Source organism: Streptomyces sp. NBC_01717, assembly GCF_036248255.1.
Classification (GTDB): domain Bacteria; phylum Actinomycetota; class Actinomycetes; order Streptomycetales; family Streptomycetaceae; genus Streptomyces.
The window spans coordinates 1,160,439-1,181,460 of record NZ_CP109178.1; the positions used below are offsets into that span (position 1 = coordinate 1,160,439).

Consider the following 21,022-nt stretch of genomic DNA (forward strand, 5'->3'; position numbering starts at 1 on the left):
ACGTTCCTTTCTGTGCTGGGGTTCAGGAGCGGCGGTTCGCGGTGATCGTGAGCCGCCAGGTGACCTCGCCGGACGCGGGCACGACGGCCGTGTCGTCGTCTTGCGCCGCCGTGCGGTCGAAGACGCGGCCGAGCAGCGGCTCGACACCGACCGAGCGGTACGGCGCGCCTCGGGGGAAGCCACCGAGGTTGCGCCACAGGGCGATGGAGACCGGCTGACCGGGGGCCTCGAGGGACAGGTGGAGTGTGTCCTGGCCGTCGTGTACGGATACGTGCGGGGCGAGGACGACGGCGCCGACGGCGGTCCCGTCGTCCGGTCCGAGCCGGTCCAGCGGGATGCCGCTGACGCGTGGCCAGGTGCCGGTGACCCAGCGCGCGCCCTCGTCCGGATACAGCCGCGTCACCGCGGGGCCCTCGACGGCGATCCGGGCGGCCTGGGACAGGTCCAGAAGAGCGTGCGCGGCCCAGACGAACCGGTAGCCCGGTTCGGCGGTGAGCGTGTAGTCGGCGACGGCCGCCCCCGCGTCCGTACCGAGACGGCGGGTCAGTCGGAACTCGGGGCATTCGACGACGTCGCGGTGCCCGTCGCGCCGCCACGGCCGCGACCAGGCGTCCCCGTGATCGGGGAGCCCGCGTACCGTCGGCACGCACTCCTCCAGCCCTCCGGCGTCGGCGAACACATCACCGGGCAGGACCCGGGAGCGGCGCGGCTCGTCGCGGTGCCAGAGCCATTCGCGGCCGCCGGCCGTCACCGAGGTCCAGCGTCCGCCGTGCCCGGGATCGGTGGCGACGGACACCGGGAGCCGGGTGCCGCTCACCATTCGGCGAAGGAGCCGTCGGCGTGTCGCCACACGGGGTTGCGCCAGGCGTGGCCCGCGCGGTCGGCCGCGCGGACGGCGTCCTCGTCGACGGTGATGCCGAGGCCGGGCAGTTCGGTACGGTGCGCCTGACCGTCGACGAAGCGGAAGGGCTCCGTGTCGACCACGTACGACAACAGGTCCGCGTCCTTGTTGTAGTGGATGCCGCGGCTCTGCTCCTGGATCAGGAAGTTGGGCGTGGCGAAGGCGACCTGGAGGCTGGCGGCCAGCGCGATGGGCCCGAGCGGGCAGTGCGGTGCCAGGTGGGCCCCGAAGGTCTCGGCGAGCGAGGCGATCCGGGTGACCTCGGATATCCCGCCGGCGTGCGACAGGTCCGGCTGGGCGACGGCGATGCCCGCGGTCAGTGCCGGGAGGAATTCGGCGCGTCCGTAGAGCCTTTCACCGGTGGCGAGCGGGACGGACGACGCGGCGACCAGGCCCGCGAGCAGGTGCGCCTGGTCGGGCAGCACGGGTTCCTCGACGAACAGCGGGTGCAGCGGCGCGATCTCGTGCAGGACACGGCGTGCGTTGGCGGCACTGAACCGGCCGTGGAAGTCGACGGCGACGTCCCGGTGCGGGCCGAGTGCCTCGCGGGCCGCCGCCACCCGCTCGACGACGGCGGCCGTCTCGGCGGGGCTGGTGAGTGGCGGGGTACGCCCGGCGGCGTTCATCTTGACGGCGGTGAAGCCTGCCTCGACCTGGGCGGTGATCTCCTCCTTGAGCCGGGCGGGTTCGTCGCCGCCCACCCAGGCGTACACCCGGACCGTGTCGCGGACCGGCCCGCCGAGCAGGGTGTGCACCGGCACGCCAAGGGTGCGGCCGGCGATGTCCCACAGGGCCTGGTCGAGGCCGGCCACGGCACTGGAGAGCACGGGCCCGCCCCGGTAGAAACCACCCTTGCTCAGCACCTGCCAGTGGTCCTGGATGCGCAGCGGATCCTGGCCGACGAGGTGTTCGGCCAGGACCTCGACGGCGGCTCGCACCACCTCGGCCCGGCCCTCGACCACCGGTTCGCCCCAGCCGACCACACCCTCGTCGGTCTCGATCCGGCAGAACAGCCAGCGGGGCGGGATGAGGAAGGTCTCGACACGCACTATCTTCACTTTGCCTGACCGTCCTTCGCTTCGGCGGAGCCGTCCGCGCTCTCGGCCCCGTGCGGGCCGCTGACCTTGTCCAGGTCCCGCATCGCCTGGTCGAGCAGGGCGCGCATGGCGTGCTCGGCGGCGTCCGGATCCCGGTCCCGTACGGCGTCGAGGACGGCCCGGTGGCTGGGCACGGGGTCCTCGCTGTGCGGGGCGCTGTGCACGATCTGGTCACGCTGGGCCAGGCCCGACTCGATGACCATCTCCATGCGTTCCAGCAGTTCGTTGTGGGTGGCCGCCAGCAGCGCCCGGTGGAAGGCGAGGTCGGACTCGACGGCGTGGCTCGCGCTGCCCTCCTCGCCCATGGCGGCCAGCGCCGCCTCCAGCGCTTCGAGGTCGGCGTCGTCACGGCGGGTCGCGGCCAGCCGGACGGCGGCCGGTTCGATGATGCCGCGAACCTCTCCGAGGTTGCGCAGCAGCGCGAGGTCGGCGCCGGTGCCGTTGCTCTCGGAGAACTGCCACCGCAGGACATCGGCGTCGAGCAGATTCCAGTTGGCGCGCGGCCGCACGAAGGTGCCGCGCTTCTGACGGGCGTCGACCATGCCCTTGGCCGCGAGGACCTTCAGCGATTCGCGCAGGGCCGTCAGGCTGACGTCCAGTTCGCTCTGCAGGGCCGCCATGTCGAGCGTCGCTCCCTCGGGGATCTCGCCGCTGAGCACCCGGCGGGCGAGGGTCTCCACGGTCTGACCGTGCACTCCGCGGCGCGCGTATGGCGTCATGTGTTTGCCTTTCTTGCTGGTCGGTCGGGGGGCTGGGGTGGCGGGCCGGCCGGGCCCGTCAGGCAGACGCTTTGACGACACTCCAGCCGCCGTCCACGAGCAGGCTCGATCCGGTGATGTACGAGGCTTCGTCGGCGGCGAGGAAAGCCACGGCTGCGGCGACCTCCTCGGGCGTGCCGAAGCGGCGGGCCGCGGTCTCCTCGACGCTCGACTCACGCTCGCGCTGCGGCACCCTGTCCCACGCGGCGGTGAGGATGGGCCCCGGCAGCACGGCGTTGACCCGTACCTGCGGGCCGTACTCGACCGCGAGCTGTCCGCACAGCGAGAGCAGTGCGCCTTTGCTCGCCGCGTACGCCGGGTGGCCGGGGATGCCGCGGTGGGCGTGCACGGAGGAGGTGAGTACCACGGCCCCCCGATGGTCGCGCAGATCGGGCAGCGCCGCCTTGAAGCCGAGGAAGGCCCCGGTGAGGTTGACGGACAGCTGCCGTTCCCAGGAGGCGAGCGTCATCTCGTGGGCGGGCAGTACCTGCACCGTAAAGGCGTTGCTGACCAGGACGTTGACGGGCCCGAAGGTGTGGGCGGCGTCCATCACCCGCTGCCAGTCCTCCTCCTGCGCGACATCTGTGGCGACGAAGACGGCCTTCGCGCCGTCCTTGCGGAGCCGCGCCGTCGTGTCCTCGCCGCGTTCGGCGTCGATGTCGGCGAGGACGACGGCCGCGCCCTCGGCGGCGAGGCGCGCCGCGGTGGCCGCCCCGATGCCCGAGGCGGCGCCGGTGACTACGGCAACACGGTTGGTGAAGCGGGCCGCTGGGTTCATGGGGCGGTTCGTCTCCTGTCCGAGGGTGGTGATGGGAGTTCAGATTCTGTCGCTGCCGTCACTGCCGGGCCAGGACGACCAGTTCCGCGTCGTGCCCGGCGGTCCAGGCGAACGGCAGTCCCGAGTGGAGCAGATGGGCGCCGCTGTAGCGGGTGCCGGAGTCCTGGTCCGTGTAGACCGCGTCCGGCGACAGGTCACGCAGCCGCAGCCGGGCGGCCCTGCCGGGCACCAGGGGTGCGCCGTCCAGGACCCCGGTGCTCCAGGCCGTCACCACCAGGCGTCCGCCGCCGGGTTCCTCGTACTGGATGCCGCAGGTGGGGTCGGCCGGGCTGCCCAGCAGGTGGACCTCGCCGTGGTGGACGACGTCGCGGACGTCCTTGTAGCGGTCGATCCACTCGGCCGCCTCGGCGCACTGCTCCGGTGTCCACTCGCGGATGTCGGCGCCGATGCCCAGCACGCCGGCGATGGAGTTGACGAACCGGAAGGCGAGCGAGCGGGGCCGGGGGTCGAAGACGCCGGCTGCGTCGGTGACCCAGGAACTCAAGGTGTGCGGGGCGTGGGCATGGAGGTAGCCGTACTGGATACGCAGCCGGTCCAGCGGGGCGGTGTTGTCGCTGGGCCACACGACGTCGGTGCGGGCGAGGGTGGCGTGCTCGACACGGGCGCCGCCGCCGGCGCAGCCCTCCACGGTGACATGTGGGTGGGCGGTACGCAGGTGGTCCAGGACCCGCAGGTAGCCGGCCACATGGGCGGCATCCAGGTCCAGGTGTTCCGGATCGTCGCCCGAGGGGCCGTCGGGGCGGCCACGCTCGGTGGGTGGCCGGTTCATGTCCCACTTCAGGTAACTGATGGCGTGGTCGCCGAGGAGCCGGTCGAGGGTGGCGATGACGAAGTCCTGCACGTCCGTGCGGCCGAGGTCGAGCAGGAGTTGATTGCGTACGAGCGTGGCGGGGCGGCCGTCGAGACGGTAGACCCACTCGGGGTGCTCGGCGTACAGCTTGGACCGTGGGCTGATGCCCTCGGGTTCGACCCACAGGCCGAAGTCCATGCCGAGCGCGCGGACCTCGTCGACGAACCGGTCGAAACCGCCGGGGAACCCGGCCGGGTCCGGCTCCCAGTCACCGAGGCCGCCGGTGTCGTCGTGGCGTCCGGTGAACCAGCCGTCGTCGACGACGAACAGCTCGGCGCCGAGGTCCGCGGCGGCCTTGGCGAGTTCCAGCTGCGCTGCGGCGTCGACGTCGAAGCCGGTCGCCTCCCAGGAGTTGTAGAGCACCTTGCGGGGCCGGTTCATACGGTCGCCGGTCAGCCGACGCTCGTAGCGGTGCCACACACGGGCCAGCCCGTCGAGGCCGTCCGCGCTGAAGGCGCAGGCCAGCCGGGGCGTGGTGAGGGTGGCGCCGGGAGCGAGGCGGACGGCGCCCTCGTGCGGCACCCGGCCGGCGCGCACCCGTACCGAACCGCCGGGTTCGGCGTCGGCGCTGATCCGCCAGTTCCCGGACCACTCCAGGGCGATGCCGTAGGTGGGGGTGGTGCCCTCGGCCGGGGCGGCCGCGTCCTGGACCGCGAGCCACGGGGCGTACGCGTGACCGGCGGAGCCCTGGGTGCTCTCCATCTCGAAGCGGCCGCGCTCCAGTTCCAGCTGCTTCAGCTGGAACTCCTGCGACCACTGGCCGGCCAGGTAGGTCAGCCGGGCGCCGCCTTGGGCGGGCACGTTGACGGCGGCGGAGTCGAAGCGCTCTAGGCGCAGCTCCCGGTCGCCGGTGCAGGTCAGCTCCGTCCAGCGCAGGATGACGTCGGTGCCGGGGACCGTCTCGTAGCACAGCGTCGTGCGCAGACCGAGGACCTCGTCCGTGAAGTCCAGGCGCAGCGCTCGGTCGCCGTCCGCAGTGGCGCCGGTGAACCGCCACCAGCTGCCGCGGTCGCCGCCGGGGAGCTGGGCGATCAGGTCTGCGCCGGTGAACGGCCGCAGCCCGTACGGGATGTACTCGGCGGGCGCCGCATCGGCGGGGGTGATGAAGTGAGTGCGCCGCGACCAGTCCATCGGCGACGGACCCTGTTCCACGCCGTGCGGCCCCCACGCGGCAAGTTCGGCCCAGCGGCCGTCCCCGCCGAGGGTGACGGCATAGGTGGTCGTGTCGGTGCGCAGCAACCACTGCTCGTGCCCGGTCACTTGACGGCCCCAAGGTTGAGTCCGGCCACGAAGTGGCGCTGGAAGCGGAGGAAGACGGCCACGGTCGGGGCGGCGGCGATCACCGATCCGGCGGCAATGACGTTCCACATGGACACGTACTGGCCCTGCAGCCCGATGAGGGACGCGGTGATGGGCATCTGGGTGTCCGTACGGAGCACGGTGATGGCCCACAGCAGGTCGTTGAAGATCCAGGTGAACGACAGGGCGCTCAGCGCGGCGAGCGCCGGGCGGGCCAGCGGCAGGATGATCCGCCAGTAGATCTGCCAGGGGCTCGCGCCGTCGATGACTGCGGCCTGCTGGATCTCTCCGGGGATCGACCGCATGAAGCCGTGCAGGACGAAGACGTAGAAGCCGACGCCGAAGCCCACCTGCACCCCGATCAGCGCGTACAACTGGTCGTAGATGCCGAGCATCTCGCTGAGTTTGGAGACGGGGATCAGCAGGATCTGCGGGGGCAGCAGGTTGCCGCCGAGCATCACGAGCAGCAGGACGCGGCGCAGCGGCAGGTCGTAGCGGCTGAGTGCGAACGCCGCCATGGAGGCGAGGCCCAGCGAGACAAGCACGGTGGGGATGGAGACCAGCATGCTGTTGATGAGGGCCTGCTGCTGGCCTCCGTCCACCCACGCCTGACGGAAGCCTGCGAAGGTGAAGGAGTGCGGCCAACTGCCCACCCCGTGCGCGGCGATGTCGTCGAAGGTGCGGGTGCTGGTGACCAGGACGAGGACGATCGGCAGCAGCCACAGAGCGGACAGCAGGCCCGCGGAGACGTGGAAGCCGGTGGTGCGCCAGGCGCGGCCGCGGACGACGGGCCGGCCGGCCGCCGGCGTCGGCACGGGGGACGGCTCCGATCGGTCCTTGACGGTTTCGGAGACGTGGGTCGCGGTCATCAGTCGGCCTCCCGGAAGGCGCGCACGAGGTAGCTGGCGATGACACCGAAGGCCAGCACGAAGATGACGACGGCGAGCGCGGAGCCGTAGCCCAGCCGCAGGGACTGGAACGCGGTGGAGTACATGTAGGTGCTCAGCAGTTCGGAGGAGTGGTACGGGCCGCCACGGGTGAGCGCCCACACGACGTCGAACGACCGCAGCGAGTCGATGACGATGACCGACAGGACGACCGCGTTGACGCTCTTGAGCTGCGGCAGCGTGATGTGCCGGAACTGCTGCAGCCGGTTCGCGCCGTCGACCTTGGCCGCCTCGTACAGTGCGGGGTCGATTCCCTTGAGGCCGGCGAGGTAGAGCACCATGACGTAACCGACCTGGCGCCACAGCGCGGGCACGATCACCGCGTAGAAGGCGGTGTCCTGGTCGGCCAGCCAGGCGTGCCGCCAGTTCCCGAGGCCGACGGCCGACAGCACATTGTTGATCAGGCCGTCCGGCTGGTACATGGCCTGCCACACCAACGCGGTGGCGACCAGCGAGAAGACCACCGGCAGGAACAGCGCCGCCCTGTAGAACCCGACGCCGCGCCGCTCCTGCTGGAGCAGCAGCGCGGCACCGAGTCCGAGGGCGGCCGACAGCCCGCCGAAGAGCACCAGCCACAGCACCGTGTTCCAGGCGGCCGTGCGGAAGACCGAATCGTGCACCATCTCGCTGAAGTTGCCGAGTCCGACGAAGGTGGGCGCCGACAGGCCGTCCCACGAGGTCAGCGAGAGGTAGAAACCCTGCATGGCGGGCCAGAAGACCCAGAAGGCCTCGGCGAGCAGCGGCAGGAGGACGAAGGCCAGGACCACCGGGGGCACCCGCGTGGCCCTGGACCGTCGTGCGGAGCCGATCAGCGCCATGGTCACTGGCTCCAGATCTTCTGGGCGCTGCGCTGCCAGGTGGTGAGGATGGAGCCGACCTGCTTGGGCTTGGCCAGGTAGTGGACCAGCGCCGTGTCGGCGGTCGGCTGGAGGGCGTCGCTGGAGTCGCGGTTGAAGAACTGGGTGAGGTCGGCGGCGCCCTCGATGAGCTTGCGGCCCTTGAGCACCAGGGGCGTGCCGCTGTCCTTGGCGTCGGGGTGGGTCGGCAGCGTGGTGCCCGAGGAGCTCTTGAGGTACATCTCCTGGGACTCGGCGGTGGCCAGGTAGCGCAGGAGTTCCTTGACGCCGTCGGTGCGCTTGGTGCGGGCACTGGCGAAGTAGCCGTCGGTGGGAGCCTCCTCGGCCACCGGGATCTTCGGGTCGATGATGGGGAACTGGAAGAAGTCCAGGTCGCCGAGGGCGTCCTTGGGTGCGGCGTCGGCGAAGAAGGTGCCGATCAGCATCATGCCCGTACGGCCCTGGAGCAGCGCGGTGGTGGCGTCCTGGAAGGGGATCGCCGTGCCGTTGGGGTCGAAGAAGGGGCGGGCCTCGTCCCAGCGGTCGAAGACCTTCCGGACCTCGGGGTCGTCGAAGCGGTGCTTGCCCGCGAGGAGTTCGCGGTGGTACGTCGCGCCGTTGACGCGGATGTTGAGGTAGTCGAACCATGCGGAGGCCACCCACGGGGTGTCACCGCCGGCGCCGAGGCCGATCGGGGCGACGCCCTTGCTCTTGAGCTTGTCGCACAGGTCGAGGAACTCGTCCCAGCTCTTGGGCTCCTTGACGCCCCACTTGGCGAAGTTGGACTTCCGGTAGAACATGCCCCACCAGTAGTAGCTGGTGGGTACGAAGACCTTCTTGCCGCTGGAGGCGGAGGTGGACAGCTTCTTCAGCGCGTCGGAGTAGCCGGCGAGCTCCGGCTTCTCCCAGATGTCGCTGATGTCGAGGAGGAGATCCTTCTTGGCATACGATTCGGCGACCGACCCGGGGTACCAGGTGTAGACGTCCGGCGGGGTGGCCGAGGTGAGGTAGGTCGGCAGCTGGGTACGGAAGGTCTCCGAGGCGACGGTGTTGAGCTGCGCCTTGGCGTCCCCGCGCTTGTCGAATGCGGCGGTGATCGCCTTCATGGCCGTCTTGGCCTGCGGGGAGGAGAGGTTGGACTGCAGGGTCACCGGGCCACCGGACTTTCCTCCGGTGGCGGACGGACTCTGGGTGACGCAGCCGCTGAGGAACGTACCGGCGCCGACGGCGCCTGCTCCTACGATGAATTTGCGGCGAGTGGCGTTGAAGGCGGTCATCTGTGCACTCCCTATGTGCCCACGGAACGGAGTTGAGGCCCCCTGACGGCCCGGCTCTGGGTGCGGCAGACACAGCCTGTCGCAGAGGTCAGAGTGCCGTCAAGATTAATTACTAATTTATTCTTCGGAGGGTGTGCCCACGGGCCTTGCACGGCCCGGAGGCACACCAGGTGGAGCTGATGGAGCGGGACGGAGCAGCTGGGCGGAGCTCAGAGCTCGCTCTGGTGGACGCGGCCGTCCACCCCGCGGAACGCGGCCAGTACGCCGCCGTCCGGCCCTTCGACGGCACCGAGCGCGCCGTCGAAGGCACCGCTCACGAAGTCGTCCTGCGGGGTCCAGCCGGCCCAGCCGTCCGCCGCGGTCCAACTGCGCTGCCAGAGCGTGTAGTCACCGGCCCGCGCGTACAGGTGCACCGTGCCGCCGGAGGCGACCAGTGTCGGACTGCCGCTGGTCGTGCCGCCCAGCACGGTCCACGACGACCAGGTCCCCGAGGTGTCGCGGGTCCGCCACCACACCGCGTCGTCAGCGGTACGTACGGCCACGTGGAGCCGCCCGGCGTCATCGATGACGGCCGACGGCCGCCCGGAGAACGGCCGGTCCTGCGGCGCCCCCAGCGACGTCCAGCCGGAAGCGGGACCGCGCGACCACATGCTGCCGTCCGCGCCGCGCGCGAACAGCGTCCAGTCGTCCGGGGCGGCGAAGGCCGCGGTCGGCGCGTCCGTCAGCGTCCCGCCCAGGCTCTGCCAGCGCCCCCAGCGTCCGTCGGCGTACACCCGCCGGTAGGCGGTGTCGTCCGTGCCGCGGACGAAGACGTCGATCCGGCCGCCGGACGAGGCGTAGGCGGCGGGCTGGCCGAGGATGCGGCCGTGTGTCGGCCCACCCAGATCGGTGGTCGCGGCCCTCGACCAGTCGCCGCCGCGCGCGGTCTGCGCGCGCAGGGCGCCGTCCGCACCGCGGGTGAAGACCGTCAGCCGGTCGCCGTCCCGCACCAGCGCCGGGCTCGCCGACGACCGTCCGGGCAGCTGTGCGCCGGGCGCGTCGTCCGTACCCGTCAGCTTGAGGAACGCGGTGCCGTGCGCGGGCACCGACACCGTGTACGAGCCGGTGTGCGTACCCCGGGCCGCACGGGCCCGCAGGTCGCGCACCGCGACCGGGCCGTTCAGGCCGGCGTCGGAGAACCGCACGGTACGCTCCTGCGCCTGGTCGGAGCGGTTGAGCAGGACGACCGCGCGCTTACCGGCGCCCTTCAGCACCTTGCTGTACACATCGCCGGCGGAGTCGGTCGCCACGCGCACGCCCTGGATGCCGAGCGGATCCTGGTCCACGGCGATGATCTCGGGGTTGCGCAGGGTGTCGACCATTGACTGCGGCAGGGTGCGCGGGTCGCTGCCCAGCACCAGCGGCGAGGCCATCTCGGCCCACATCACGAACTGCGTGGTGGACTCCTCCTCCGACAGTTCGTAGCCGCCCTCGGCGAGCTTACGCATGGGGATGAGGTAGTCGGGGTCGTTGTAGTGGCCCGGCCCCTGGGCCTCGGGGTGCCAGGCGTTGGCGTCCATGTTGCGCAGGATGTTGGGCCACTCCCCCGCCGTCGGGGTTCCCCAGGCGATGTCGGTGCCGGTGCGCCAGGAATCGGCGGTCGTCGGCCCGTAGACGAAGGCGTTGTGCGCGTCCTGCTCGGGGGTGTGCGGCAGACCCCAGTCGTCGGTGAGCGGGTTGCACAGGTTGAGCAGCATCCGCCGCCCGGACTTGGCGACGGCGTCGCTGAACTCCTTGAACGCCGGTCCGGGATCAAGCTTTTCGCCGATCCCGCACAGGAAGTCCACCTTGATCGCGTCGACCTTCCAGCCGGCGAACTGGCGAGCGTCCTGCTCGTAGTGACCGCGGCTGCCCAGCCCACAGCTCTTGCCGCCGTCGTAGGTGCCGGCGTCGGTGTAGATCCCGGCCTTCAGGCCGCGCTGGTGAAGGTAGGTCACCAGCGCCGGAATCCCCGAGGGGAAACGGGTGGGATTGGCCACGAGCCGGCCGGTCGCCGCGTCGCGCGGGGAGTCCGCCTGCCAGCCGCCGTCCAGCCAGACGATGTCGTAGCCGCTGTCGCGCAGCCCGCTGGTGACCAGGTGGTCGGCGACCTTTCTGACCTGGTCCTCCGTCGGGGCGCCGAGCCCGTAGTACGTGTTCCATCCCATGTACGGCGTGGGGGCGAGACCGCTGTCGTAGTACTGCGCCGCACCCTGGTCGTCCGCGGCCTGTGCCGCGGGAACTGCCGTCCCGACCAGCACCACGGCGCCGAGCACGACCGCGGTACGCCGCACTCGCGCCATCCCTGCACGATGCGAAGTCACTCAAATCTCCCGAGAGTTGGAGTCAATGAGGCAACCCGCCCGGCGATCGCGCAGGGCGTCGGTGCCACGGCGGAAACTGTGGTCGGACCCCCGAAACCTGTCAATATTAATTGCTAATTAACTTAAAAACGGACTCTCGGAGGGCGTTTTGTCCACCGGCCACGCACTGTGGGCCGAGCTGACGACCTGCACGGCAACCGGACACGTCTGTTTGCGGGCCGTCCGGGACGTCGCCGCGGCGGCCATCGAGGTCCTGGCGAATCCCGTGCCCCGGATCGCCCGCACCTCCGAGCGGATCGGGCCGCAATCCCGGGTTCCACGAACCGGACATCCTGCTGGCTCTTGACAGAACCTTCACCGGATTACAGCCTATGGCAACGTTGTCAGGCGGGCCGTGCAGGCCGCCTGCTCTTGAGGGATTCACCTGAAACGGATCACGTCACTCATGCCTGACCAGTCATCTCGCCCTTCCCGCAGAGTAGTTGTCGCGACCGGCTCCACACTGCTCGCAAGCCTCGGGCTCGGGGTCGCGCTCCCCGGCACGAGCCACGCGGCCGCGTCCGCGATCTCCACCGGTAGCGCAACCCCTCCCCGGGGCGAACTCGCCGGGTACCGCCCGGTCGAGGTGTCGTCGGTCGACTACGCCCCCACACCGGGCGAGTTCGTGGTGGACAGGCTCAACTCCACCGGTGTGAAGGGCAGCGGGTGGCGCGCCGCCGCCGGCGACCCGCAGTGGATCTCCGTCGACCTCCAGTCCGAGTGCGAGGTCGACTCGCTGCGGCTGACGTTCGAAGCCACCAAGGACGACCCCGTCTTCACGCCGTCCACCAGCGGCAATCCGCGTGACAGCACAACCGGCCAGGAGATCCTGTCCAGCTGCGCGGTGGAGTTCACCATCGAGACGTCGCGGGACCGTCATACATGGACCACCGTGTACCGGACCGCCTCCGGCGTCGGCGGGGTCGTGGAGATCGAGCTGGACAAGCCCTCCACAGCACGCTGGGTGCGGATGACCGTGACGAAACGGTCGAACTCCAACCCGCTGGGTCTCAACGGCTTCGAGGTGTACGGCACGGTCAAGGGCCACAGGCCCGCCGCCACCGGGTGGACCGACTGGGGCACGCACAACCTCGAGGCACCGGCGCTGAAGGTCGCCGACGACGGTACGGTCCCGCTGGAGTCGGGCTGGACCCTGACGATGGACGACTGGGCCGACGCCGAGGGCGCCGAGCTGTCCCTGCCCTCGGTGGACACCAGCCGCTGGCTGCCCGCGACCGTGCCGGGTACGGTTCTCGGCTCCCTGGTGGACCAGGGTCACCTGCCCGACCCGGTCTCGGGGATGAACAACCTCCACATCCCGGAGGCCCTGTCGCGCCACGCGTGGTGGTACCGGCGCGGCTTCCGTCTGCCGCGCGGCCTGCGCACCGGCTCCGGGCGCCATGTCTGGCTCGAGTTCGACGGCGTCAACCACAAGGCCGACATCTGGCTCAACGGGCAGCAGGTGGGCGGGCTGACATACCCCTTCGCCCGATCCGCCCACGACGTGACGCGCCTGCTGGCGTCCGGCGGCGAGCAGGCGCTGGCCGTACGGATCACACCGATGCCCTTCCCCGGCAGTCCTGGGGACAAGAGCGAGGCGGGCCTGGCCTTCGTGGACGCCGGCGCCACCATGATGAACCGCAACTCGCCCACGTACCTGGCCGCCTCCGGCTGGGACTGGATGCCGGCCGTACGCGACCGCGTCTCCGGCATCTGGAACCATGTGCGGCTGCGCTCCACGGGGCACGCGGTCATCGGCGACCCCCGCGTCGACACCACGCTCCCCCACCTGCCCGACACCGGTACCGCCGAGGTGACGATCGTGGTGCCGGTGCGCAACGCCGATTCCGCCGGGCGGCGCGTGACGGTCACCGCCTCGTTCGACGACGTGCGGGTCTCACGGACCGTCACCGTGCCGGGTGGTGAGAGCACCGACGTGATCTTCACGCCCGCCGACCACGCGCAACTGCGGTTGCGCAACCCCGAGCTGTGGTGGCCCAACGGCTACGGCGAGCCGGCCCTGCACGACCTCACGCTCGTCGCATCGGTCGACGGCGAGGAAAGCGACCGGCGCACCACACGCTTCGGCATCCGCCAGTTCGGTTACGAGTACGCAGTGCCGCTGCCTTTCGACGGCGGGACCAACGCGTACACGCAGTCTGTGGAGCTGGGCCCCAGGAAGGCGCGGTACGTGCGGATCAGGTGCCTGACACGCGCCACGGACTGGGGTTCGTCGCTGTGGGGCCTCTCGGTGATCGACAGCGCGGCGCCCGGTACCGACCTGGCCCTGCACAGGACCGCCACGGCCTCGACCGTGGACGAGCCGGGCCACGAGGCCGCCAACGTCACGGACGGGGATGCGAAGACGCGATGGTCGTCGGCGTTCGAGGACGACCAGTGGATCCAGGTGGACCTCGGCGATTCGGTCTCCTTCGACCGGGTGGAGCTCGTCTGGGAGCAGGCGTACGCAAAGAGCTACATGGTGCAGGTCTCTGCCGACGGCGACACCTGGACGGATGCGGAGTCCGTCGACAACTCAGCGGTGCCGCTGCCGTTCCAGAACGCCAACGCAAGCCTGCAGAGCGTGGAACTCGGCCACCGCACGGCACGGTATGTGCGGGTCAATGGCGGTGAGCGGGCGACGAGTTGGGGAACGTCGCTGTGGAGCCTGTCGGTGGTGGACAGCGGGACGCCCGGCACCGACCTGGCCCTGCACAAGACGGCCACCGCCTCGACGGAAGACGGCTCGAACACGGCGCAGAACGCCACCGACGGCAAGCCCGACACCCGCTGGTCCTCAGCGTACGAGGACAACCAGTGGATCCAGGTGGACCTCGGCGAGTCCGTCTCCTTCGACCGCGTCGTCGTCGTGTGGGAGTCGGCCTACCCCAAGACGTACACCGTCCAGATCTCCGACGACGGGGACACCTGGACGGACGTGAAGTCCGTCGACAACACCCCGGAACCGCTGAAGATCAGCGTCAATGGCGTGCGGATCTTCTGCCGGGGCGGCAACTGGGGCTGGGACGAGCTGCTGCGCCGGATGCCCGCCGAGCGGATGGACACGGCGGTGCGGATGCACCGGGACATGAATTTCACCATGATCCGCAACTGGCTCGGCAGCAGCAACAGGGAGGAGTTCTTCGCCAGTTGTGACGCGTACGGCATGCTCGTGTGGAACGACTTCCCGAACGCGTGGGCCATGGACCCGCCGGACCACGACGCCTTCAACAGCCTGGCACGGGACACCGTACGGCGCTACCGCATCCACCCCAGCGTCGTCGTCTGGTGCGGTGCCAACGAGGGCAACCCGCCCGCGGCGATCGACACCGGCATGCGCGAGGCAGTCCGGTCGGAGGCGCCCGGCGTCTTCTACCAGAACAACTCGGCAGGCGGCATCATCTCCGGTGGCGGCCCCTACGGCTGGGTGGAGCCGGAACGCTACTTCTCCCGGTCCACGTACGGCGGCGGTCACTTCGGCTTCCACACCGAGATCGGCATGCCTGTGGTGTCCACCGCGGAGAGCATGCGCAGCCTCGTCGGCGACGAACCCGAGTGGCCGATCGGTGACGCGTGGTACTACCACGACTGGAGCACCAGGGGGAACCAGGCTCCGCAGAACTACCGTGCCGCGATAGAGGCCCGGCTCGACACCGCCGACGGCCTGGACGACTTCGCCCGAAAGGCACAGTTCGTCAACTACGAGAACACCCGGGCGATGTTCGAGGCCTGGAACGCCAATCTGTGGAAGGACGCCAGTGGCCTGATGCTCTGGATGTCCCACCCGGCCTGGCACAGCACCGTATGGCAGACCTACGACTACGACTTCGATGTCAACGGCACCTACTACGGGGCGCGCAAGGCCTGCGAGGCCGTCCATGTGCAGGCGGACCCGCAGAAGTGGGAGGTCGTCGCGGTCAACCACACCGCGCGCGTCCTGAAGGCTGTGACCGTCACGGCTCGGCTCTTCGACCTGAACGGTCGGCAGCTCGGATCCACCCACCGTTCGAAGGTGGATGTCGCCTCCTCTGGCACGACACCGGCGTTCACGGCCGCCTTCGGTAAGGATCTGCCCGGCCTGCACCTACTGCGGCTGACCCTGGAGGACAGCCGTGGCAGAACCCTGTCGGAGAACACGTACTGGCGCTACCGCGAGACAGCCGACATGAAGGCGCTCAACAAGGCCAGGACCGTCAAGGTCACCGCCGACCTCGGCCACGTGTCCCGGTCGGGGACGCGCCGCACGATGACCGCGACCATACGCAACCGGGGCTCGGCGGTCGCGTCGATGGTGAGGCTGTCGTTGCTGGACGCCGACGACCGCGAGCGCGTGCTGCCGACGCTCTACAGCGACAACTACGTGTGGCTGCTGCCCGGGGAGTCGCGCACGGTGACGCTCTCCTGGCCGGCGGAGGCGCTACGGTCGGGGCGACCCGCGCTGCTGACCGAGGGATACAACAGCGCGCGAACCGTGACACACGCCTAGGGCCTCTCGTTTGGATCATGCCGGGCTCTCGGGGTCCGGCACGCACATCTGCCGCGTTGTCGTCAGTCGCCGACGCTCCGCGTGGGCTCCTTCCTCCGCCTTGCAGCTGGACGCACCAGACCCCGCTCCCTGATCCAGCCCGATCCAAACGAAAGACCCTAGGCCTCTCGTTTGGATCAGGCCGGGCTCACCCTGATCCAGCCCGATCCAAACGAATGACCCTGGCGACCGCTTCGGGGCCGGCCGTTTCCGCGGCCGGCCCCACCGCTGCCGACGTGCGCCCGTCAGGCGTTGGGGTCGAACGAGATGTTGGCCGGCTTGGCCTTTTCGAGGTGGTAGTTGAAATTGCCGTCCTTGAGGCCGAAGACGGCGCTACCGAAGTCGGCCTGGCTCAGCTTGTCCCGCAGGCCCGCGGGGAAGCCGTTCCAGCCGACCAGGCTGGGGAACTGCCAGGCGTGGTAGTGATTCTCCGGCGGCTCGTCGCCTGAATTCGCAGGACGGAAGCAGTGCGTGCTCACACCGTCCTTGTGGTAGACGATCTTGGGATGCGTTCCGTCCCACTGGATCTGGTCACGGCCGTAGACGTTGAAGTTGCCGTGGGCGGAGGTGGATACGTAGCGGACCTCGTTGTCCTGCACCCACACCACGACGTGCTCCCAGTCGTGCCTGTGCCCGCCGAGCCCACTGCCGGCCACGGCCTGGTCCTTCTCGAAATAGAGCCCGTACAGGATGGCGCACCAGCCGTTGTTGCACTTGTAGCGGGCGTATCCGTTGGTGTTGTCGAGGTCCCAGGAGTCACGACACTGACCGTTGACGGCCCCGGTGGTGTTGAGGCCGGGGGCTATGGTCCCGTCGGGGCCGATGGCGGGAGTGGGGTAGCAGCCGTCCGTGTCGTAGTCGTACGCGGGTTGGAACGTCTGCTCCAGTCCGTCCGCGTTCGCGGGCAGGGCGGTGGGCGGGGCAGCGAGAGCGCTGCCGGGAACAGCGATGACCAGCGCGATGGCGCTGCCGACGACGAGCGAGACCTTGCGGGTCCGTGCTCTGTTTTTCACTGCGTCCTCCTGGTCGACGCGTGGCGGGGGGCACGCGACTGTGATTGGCATGCCCATCACAACCAGGTTGAATCGCGCGGCGACCGGGCCGAACGCCGTCAGGTGACGAAGCGATGAAGGATCGGCCAATACACAGGGAGTGAGCCGGCCAAGAGATCCCTGGCGGACACAGTGCCCGGGCAGGCGGGGACGGCCTCACCGACAGGGCATCCTCGCCGACGACGGCGTCCACCGACCACGAGACGCCGCCGCGACGCCCACTCCGAGGGCGGTCCTTCAGCCGATGATGCCCGACATGGCGAGCACCTTGTCGATCCGTACCCGGACGAGCAGCTGGCCGGGGACGCCGTTGCGGGCGCCGTACTCCTCGGCGCGGTCGGCGCCCACATAGCGGGCCGCGATCCGGGTGGCCCACTCCCGGACCTGCGGGAGGGCGTCGCTGAGCTCCGCATGACCTTGCAGCACCGCGTACCCGAACGGCGGCCGCTCATCGTCCACGCACAGCGCGACCCGGCCGTCCCGGGCGAGGTTGCGACCCTTGACCGTGTTCTGCCCGGTGTTGAACACGAGCTCATCGCTGTCGAGCAGGAACCAGACGGGGGCGATGTGCGGGCTGCCGTCCTCGCGGACGGTGGAGAGCTTGCCGGTTCGGGTGCCGGACATGACGAATGCGCGCCACTCGGCGTCGCTCATCTTCTGTGCCATGGCCGCATGCTGCCTGATGGAAGGCCGGCCGACGGGAACTGACGCGCGGACCGGCTCTTTCCCTCCACGCGGCCCAGCTACCGATCCACTTTCGATACGCGCTCCAGGGATCACCGACCACCGCGACGACGCGCAAGGTCACCGGATGCCCGGTACGCACCGTTCTCCCACCCGAGGCGGCGCCCGCCCGGCATTCCCCGCCCGAAGGCGTCCGCCATCCGGCCCTTGTGGTTTAGACCACCTTCACCGTCCGGCTATCGGCGATCAGCATCATCCCTGCTGTCATACGGGGGTAGTTCAGGGAGATCGCATGAGCAGAACCAGTCATCCCGGACCGGGTCGCCGCAGCCTGCTGCAGGCGGCGCTGGCCGTACCGGCGGTCGGAGCGGCCGGTGCGGTGCTGGGCACGCAGTCCGCGCAGGCCGCCACCGGGCAGCCACCGACAGCCGGCTCCGGCAGCCACCGTTTCGACGCGGAGAGCCCACGCTTCGCACTGGCGGTCCTGCCGGACACCCAGTACCTCTTCGACGCGGACAGCGCGGACCCGGAGCCGCTGAAGGAGACGTTCCACTACCTGGTGGCCCAGCGCCAGGAGGCGAACATCGCCTTTATGACGCACCTGGGCGACGTCACCGAGCACGGTAGCGAGGAGGAGATCGGTCTCGCGGCGGACACCTTCCGGACCATCCACGGCAAGGTGCCCTACAGCGTCCTCGCCGGCAACCACGACATCAACTCGGGCACCGACGACCAGCGCGGTGACACCGCCTATCTCCGGGCGTTCGGGCCGCAGCGCTTCACCTCCATGCCGACCTTCGGCGGCGCATCGCCCGACGGCTACAACAGCTACCACGTGCTGCAGGCTGCCGGGCGCGAGTGGCTGGTGCTCGCCCTCGACTGGCGCGCCTCCGAGAAGGGGCTGGCCTGGGCGCAGGGCGTCCTCGACGCCCACCCGACCCTGCCGGTCATCCTCACCACCCATGACATCGCCTGGGCCGAGGACAACGGCCAGGCGCACCTGTCCGACAACGGACAGCGGCTCTGGGACCGCATCATCCGCGGCAACGACCAGATCTTCATGGCACTCGGCGGCCACTACTGGCCTCCGGGGCGCACTGTGCTCACCAACGACGCCGGCCACGACGTGCATGTGCACATCACCAACTACCAGGACCGCTACTACGGCGGTGCAGGCATGGTCCGGCTCTACTCCTTCGACCTGGTCCGACAGGTCGTCGACGTCGAGACGTTCTCCCCGTGGTTCCTCGCCCGCGACCCGGAGAAGCGCACGCCGCTGGAGGCGGAGACCATCGAACTGACCGGTCCGGTCGACCGGTTCTCGCTGGACATCGACTTCGCGGAGCGGTTCCAGGGATTCGCACCGGTGGTTCCTCCGGCGCCGCGTCCGGCCTCCCGGGTGATGCCGCGGGGCACCGTCGCGTACTGGCGGTTCGACTCCTCCGGTCTGGCGGGTGCCGGCACCGTCGGTTCCGCGGTGGCCGCGGGCACCGTGGCACGCGACCTGTCGGGGCACGGAAACGACCTCCGGGTCCAGCTGCTCCACGACAGCGCCTCGAAGGCTCTGACCTGGTCGGGCGACCACCACACCGAGCAGCCGGCCCACGCCAGTCTCCGCTTCGACGGCGGCAAGTCGCCGGACCGCGGCGCAATCCTCACCACGGCCGCCCAGGCACCGCTGAACAGCTTGACGTTCACCTCGGGCTTCACCATCGAGACCTTCATCAAGCTGCCGGAGCCGTTCGAGGGCGACCACGCCTGGATGGGCATCCTCAGCTGGGAGGGTCGCAACGGCGACGCCGGAAAGACCACCGGCTGGTCGACGGAGGAGCCCACCTGCAGCCTCAATGTCACGCCTGAGCGCTTCCTGCAGTTCGTGCTCTACCCGCACGTCCAGGACGCCGACCCGACTTCATGGAGCCACGCGCTGCCCGTGGGCCGCTGGACCCACATCGCGGTCGTCAACAACGGTCACCGCACGGTGATGTACGTCGACGGGTCGCAGATCGCCCGGAACCCGTCCCAGCCGGCCACCGGCATCGCGACGCTCGGAAAGCCGTTCGTCATCGGCGGCACCCAGTTCGCCGAGCAGTTCGGCCAGAGCTTCTACGGCTGGATCGGCGACACCCGCATCGTGAACCGGGCGCTGACGCCGAAGGACTTCATGGCCCCGTTCGCGTAACCGGCCGCAGCGGGCGGCCGGACGGCCGTCCGAGTCGGGTGCCCGGCCCGGGAGCCACGCGGTTGTCGCTCCCGGGCCGTGTCGTGTCCTTCGCCGGTGGGCCGAGGGGCCTTCGGCAGCGGACAGGGCACAGCAGCGTGGTCCGCGGGCCCACCCGCAGTGCGGCGGGCACGGGGGAAGGCCGGAGACGACCGGAGCCGATGCCTCCTGCGCGGTGCCGGCTCCCCTTCCGGCCACCACCCCGCCCACCGGACGTCGGCCGCACGACGCCGGGACGTCGTGCACGCCGGGGACGCTATCGGCGAGCCCGCTCCCGACGGGTGCACGACGAGCAGGGACGACCGAGACCGATGGCCCTACCCCGCATGCAGTTCCTGCGCCGGATCGCCTGCCTGGTCCCGATCACTGTCATCGGCGTCTGGGTGGTGCTGAACTGGCCGGTCATCGCCTCCGGCGGCCGCGGGCTCCTCACCGCCAACCGCTACTGGCTGCTGGCCGCGCTGGCAGTCACCGGGCTGGGCTGGGTCGCGGTGTCCTTCGCGCGCCAGGGCGCGGTGCTCGAACCACTCCCCGCCGGACGGTTGTTCGCCACCCAGTTCGCCTCAGGCGCCGCCAACCACGTCCTGCCGGCCGGATTGGGCGCGGGCGCGGTCAATCTGCGCTTCCTCAGGGGCTGCGGGATCCCGCTGACCCAGTCCTCGGCCGCACTCGCCTTGTACCTGCTGGCGGAGGCGGCGGCGCGGGTCGTGCTCCTGCTCACGCTTCTGACCGCCTGCCCCGGCGCGCTCCGGCTGGGCGGCCTCGTCCCGAAAACGGTTGCCCTCCCGCTCGTGTGGGCGGCGGGCGGGCTGGTCTGCACGGCAGTGCTCGCGGTGGTCGTCATACGCCCGCTCCGCAGGGTCATCGGTGCCTTTCTGGGCACCGCTCTGACCGACGCGCGTGCGCTGCATGCCAGGCCCGCCCGGGCACTCGCCCTGTGGGGTGGTTCATTGGCCTTCCCCGTCCTGCAGGCCGCCGGACTGGTCGCGGTCGCGCTGGCCGTCGACGTCCCGGTACCCGTGATCCATGTCGCGATCGCGTATCTCGCCGCCAGCGTCGCAGCCGCCGCCGTCCCGACACCCGGTGGCATCGGCTCCGTCGACGCGGCGCTGGTCGTCGCTCTCGTCGCCGCCGGCGCTTCGGTCACCGCCGCGGGCTCCGTGGTCCTGGGCTACCGCATCATCACGGTATGGCTGCCGCTGATCCCCGGGGCGCTGGTGCTCGGCGCCCTGGTGCGCTCGAAGGTGGTCTGAAAGCCGGTCGGTAGTGCGACGGTTACGGCCCACGGCAGGCGGAAAGGTCACGCGGTCCGTCAGCCGGATCGGTCGGAACGCAGCGCAGTACGCACGGCCCGGG

The 21,022-nt window shown here is 70.3% G+C and carries 14 protein-coding genes; 3 read left to right on the forward strand and 11 right to left on the reverse strand.

Going from position 1 to position 21,022, the window contains the following annotated elements:
• Positions 1-22: 22 nt before the first annotated feature.
• The 9 genes from OHB49_RS05450 to OHB49_RS05490 all read right to left on the reverse strand — a co-directional run bounded on the left by OHB49_RS05450 (position 23) and on the right by OHB49_RS05490 (position 11,124).
• A complete protein-coding gene (locus OHB49_RS05450; RefSeq protein WP_329158397.1) occupies positions 23-820 on the reverse strand; it encodes a hypothetical protein in 798 nt (265 codons plus the stop codon).
• Complete coding sequence (gene dgoD, locus OHB49_RS05455) at positions 814-1,959, reverse strand: galactonate dehydratase (protein ID WP_030977513.1); 1,146 nt, start codon at positions 1,957-1,959, stop codon at positions 814-816. The genes OHB49_RS05450 and dgoD overlap by 7 nt, the downstream gene beginning before the upstream one ends.
• A complete protein-coding gene (locus tag OHB49_RS05460) occupies positions 1,956-2,717 on the reverse strand; it encodes a FadR/GntR family transcriptional regulator (protein WP_329158400.1) in 762 nt (253 codons plus the stop codon). The genes dgoD and OHB49_RS05460 overlap by 4 nt, the downstream gene beginning before the upstream one ends.
• 58 nt (positions 2,718-2,775) lie before the next feature.
• Positions 2,776-3,534 (reverse strand): SDR family NAD(P)-dependent oxidoreductase, encoded by a 759-nt coding sequence (locus tag OHB49_RS05465; RefSeq protein WP_313940544.1) that lies wholly within the window; start codon positions 3,532-3,534, stop codon positions 2,776-2,778.
• Between the two features lie 58 nt (positions 3,535-3,592).
• On the reverse strand, positions 3,593-5,704 hold the full coding sequence (locus OHB49_RS05470) for an alpha-galactosidase (RefSeq protein ID WP_329158403.1): 2,112 nt from the start codon (positions 5,702-5,704) through the stop codon (positions 3,593-3,595).
• Positions 5,701-6,612 carry a carbohydrate ABC transporter permease gene (locus tag OHB49_RS05475; protein WP_329158404.1) on the reverse strand — a complete coding sequence of 304 codons (912 nt, stop codon included), beginning with the start codon at positions 6,610-6,612 and terminating at the stop codon, positions 5,701-5,703. The genes OHB49_RS05470 and OHB49_RS05475 overlap by 4 nt, the downstream gene beginning before the upstream one ends.
• The gene (locus OHB49_RS05480; protein WP_313940541.1) at positions 6,612-7,508 is read right to left on the reverse strand and encodes a carbohydrate ABC transporter permease; all 897 of its coding nucleotides are present in this window, start codon (positions 7,506-7,508) and stop codon (positions 6,612-6,614) included. Before OHB49_RS05480 ends, OHB49_RS05475 begins: the two co-directional genes overlap by 1 nt.
• 2 nt (positions 7,509-7,510) lie before the next feature.
• Positions 7,511-8,803: an ABC transporter substrate-binding protein gene (locus OHB49_RS05485; protein WP_329158406.1), complete on the reverse strand. Its 1,293-nt coding sequence runs from the start codon at positions 8,801-8,803 to the stop codon at positions 7,511-7,513.
• Between the two features lie 209 nt (positions 8,804-9,012).
• Positions 9,013-11,124 carry a glycoside hydrolase family 27 protein gene (locus OHB49_RS05490; RefSeq protein ID WP_329158408.1) on the reverse strand — a complete coding sequence of 704 codons (2,112 nt, stop codon included), beginning with the start codon at positions 11,122-11,124 and terminating at the stop codon, positions 9,013-9,015.
• Positions 11,125-11,590: 466 nt separating this feature from the next.
• On the opposite strand from OHB49_RS05490, the gene OHB49_RS05495 reads away from it, so the two are divergent.
• Complete coding sequence (locus OHB49_RS05495; RefSeq protein WP_329158409.1) at positions 11,591-15,670, forward strand: discoidin domain-containing protein; 4,080 nt, start codon at positions 11,591-11,593, stop codon at positions 15,668-15,670.
• 284 nt (positions 15,671-15,954) lie between these two features.
• Here OHB49_RS05495 and OHB49_RS05500 read toward each other — a convergent pair whose 3' ends face one another.
• Entirely contained in the window at positions 15,955-16,722 is a 768-nt protein-coding gene (locus OHB49_RS05500) for an NPP1 family protein (protein ID WP_030977532.1), read from the reverse strand.
• A gap of 276 nt (positions 16,723-16,998) precedes the next feature.
• Positions 16,999-17,427, reverse strand: coding sequence for a PPOX class F420-dependent oxidoreductase (locus tag OHB49_RS05505; RefSeq protein ID WP_030977535.1), 429 nt, complete (start codon positions 17,425-17,427; stop codon positions 16,999-17,001).
• Between the two features lie 310 nt (positions 17,428-17,737).
• Between OHB49_RS05505 and OHB49_RS05510 the strand changes: the two genes are divergently transcribed.
• Positions 17,738-19,627 carry a LamG-like jellyroll fold domain-containing protein gene (locus OHB49_RS05510; protein WP_329158412.1) on the forward strand — a complete coding sequence of 630 codons (1,890 nt, stop codon included), beginning with the start codon at positions 17,738-17,740 and terminating at the stop codon, positions 19,625-19,627.
• A 350-nt stretch (positions 19,628-19,977) separates the two neighbouring features.
• The gene (locus OHB49_RS05515; protein ID WP_329158414.1) at positions 19,978-20,919 is read left to right on the forward strand and encodes a lysylphosphatidylglycerol synthase transmembrane domain-containing protein; all 942 of its coding nucleotides are present in this window, start codon (positions 19,978-19,980) and stop codon (positions 20,917-20,919) included.
• The last annotated feature ends 103 nt before the right edge of the window (positions 20,920-21,022 follow it).

Excerpts from the sequence above, each read along its gene's own strand:
- OHB49_RS05450 (WP_329158397.1), bottom strand. The coding sequence starts at position 820 with ATGGTGAGCGGCACCCGGCTCCCGGTGTCCGTCGCCACCGATCCCGGG.
- OHB49_RS05460 (WP_329158400.1), bottom strand. The coding sequence starts at position 2,717 with ATGACGCCATACGCGCGCCGCGGAGTGCACGGTCAGACCGTGGAGACC.
- OHB49_RS05465 (WP_313940544.1), bottom strand. The coding sequence starts at position 3,534 with ATGAACCCAGCGGCCCGCTTCACCAACCGTGTTGCCGTAGTCACCGGC.
- OHB49_RS05475 (WP_329158404.1), bottom strand. The coding sequence starts at position 6,612 with ATGACCGCGACCCACGTCTCCGAAACCGTCAAGGACCGATCGGAGCCG.
- OHB49_RS05480 (WP_313940541.1), bottom strand. The coding sequence starts at position 7,508 with ATGGCGCTGATCGGCTCCGCACGACGGTCCAGGGCCACGCGGGTGCCC.
- OHB49_RS05485 (WP_329158406.1), bottom strand. The coding sequence starts at position 8,803 with ATGACCGCCTTCAACGCCACTCGCCGCAAATTCATCGTAGGAGCAGGC.
- OHB49_RS05490 (WP_329158408.1), bottom strand. The coding sequence starts at position 11,124 with ATGGCGCGAGTGCGGCGTACCGCGGTCGTGCTCGGCGCCGTGGTGCTG.
- OHB49_RS05495 (WP_329158409.1), top strand. The coding sequence starts at position 11,591 with ATGCCTGACCAGTCATCTCGCCCTTCCCGCAGAGTAGTTGTCGCGACC.
- OHB49_RS05505 (WP_030977535.1), bottom strand. The coding sequence starts at position 17,427 with ATGGCACAGAAGATGAGCGACGCCGAGTGGCGCGCATTCGTCATGTCC.
- OHB49_RS05510 (WP_329158412.1), top strand. The coding sequence starts at position 17,738 with ATGAGCAGAACCAGTCATCCCGGACCGGGTCGCCGCAGCCTGCTGCAG.
- OHB49_RS05515 (WP_329158414.1), top strand. The coding sequence starts at position 19,978 with ATGGCCCTACCCCGCATGCAGTTCCTGCGCCGGATCGCCTGCCTGGTC.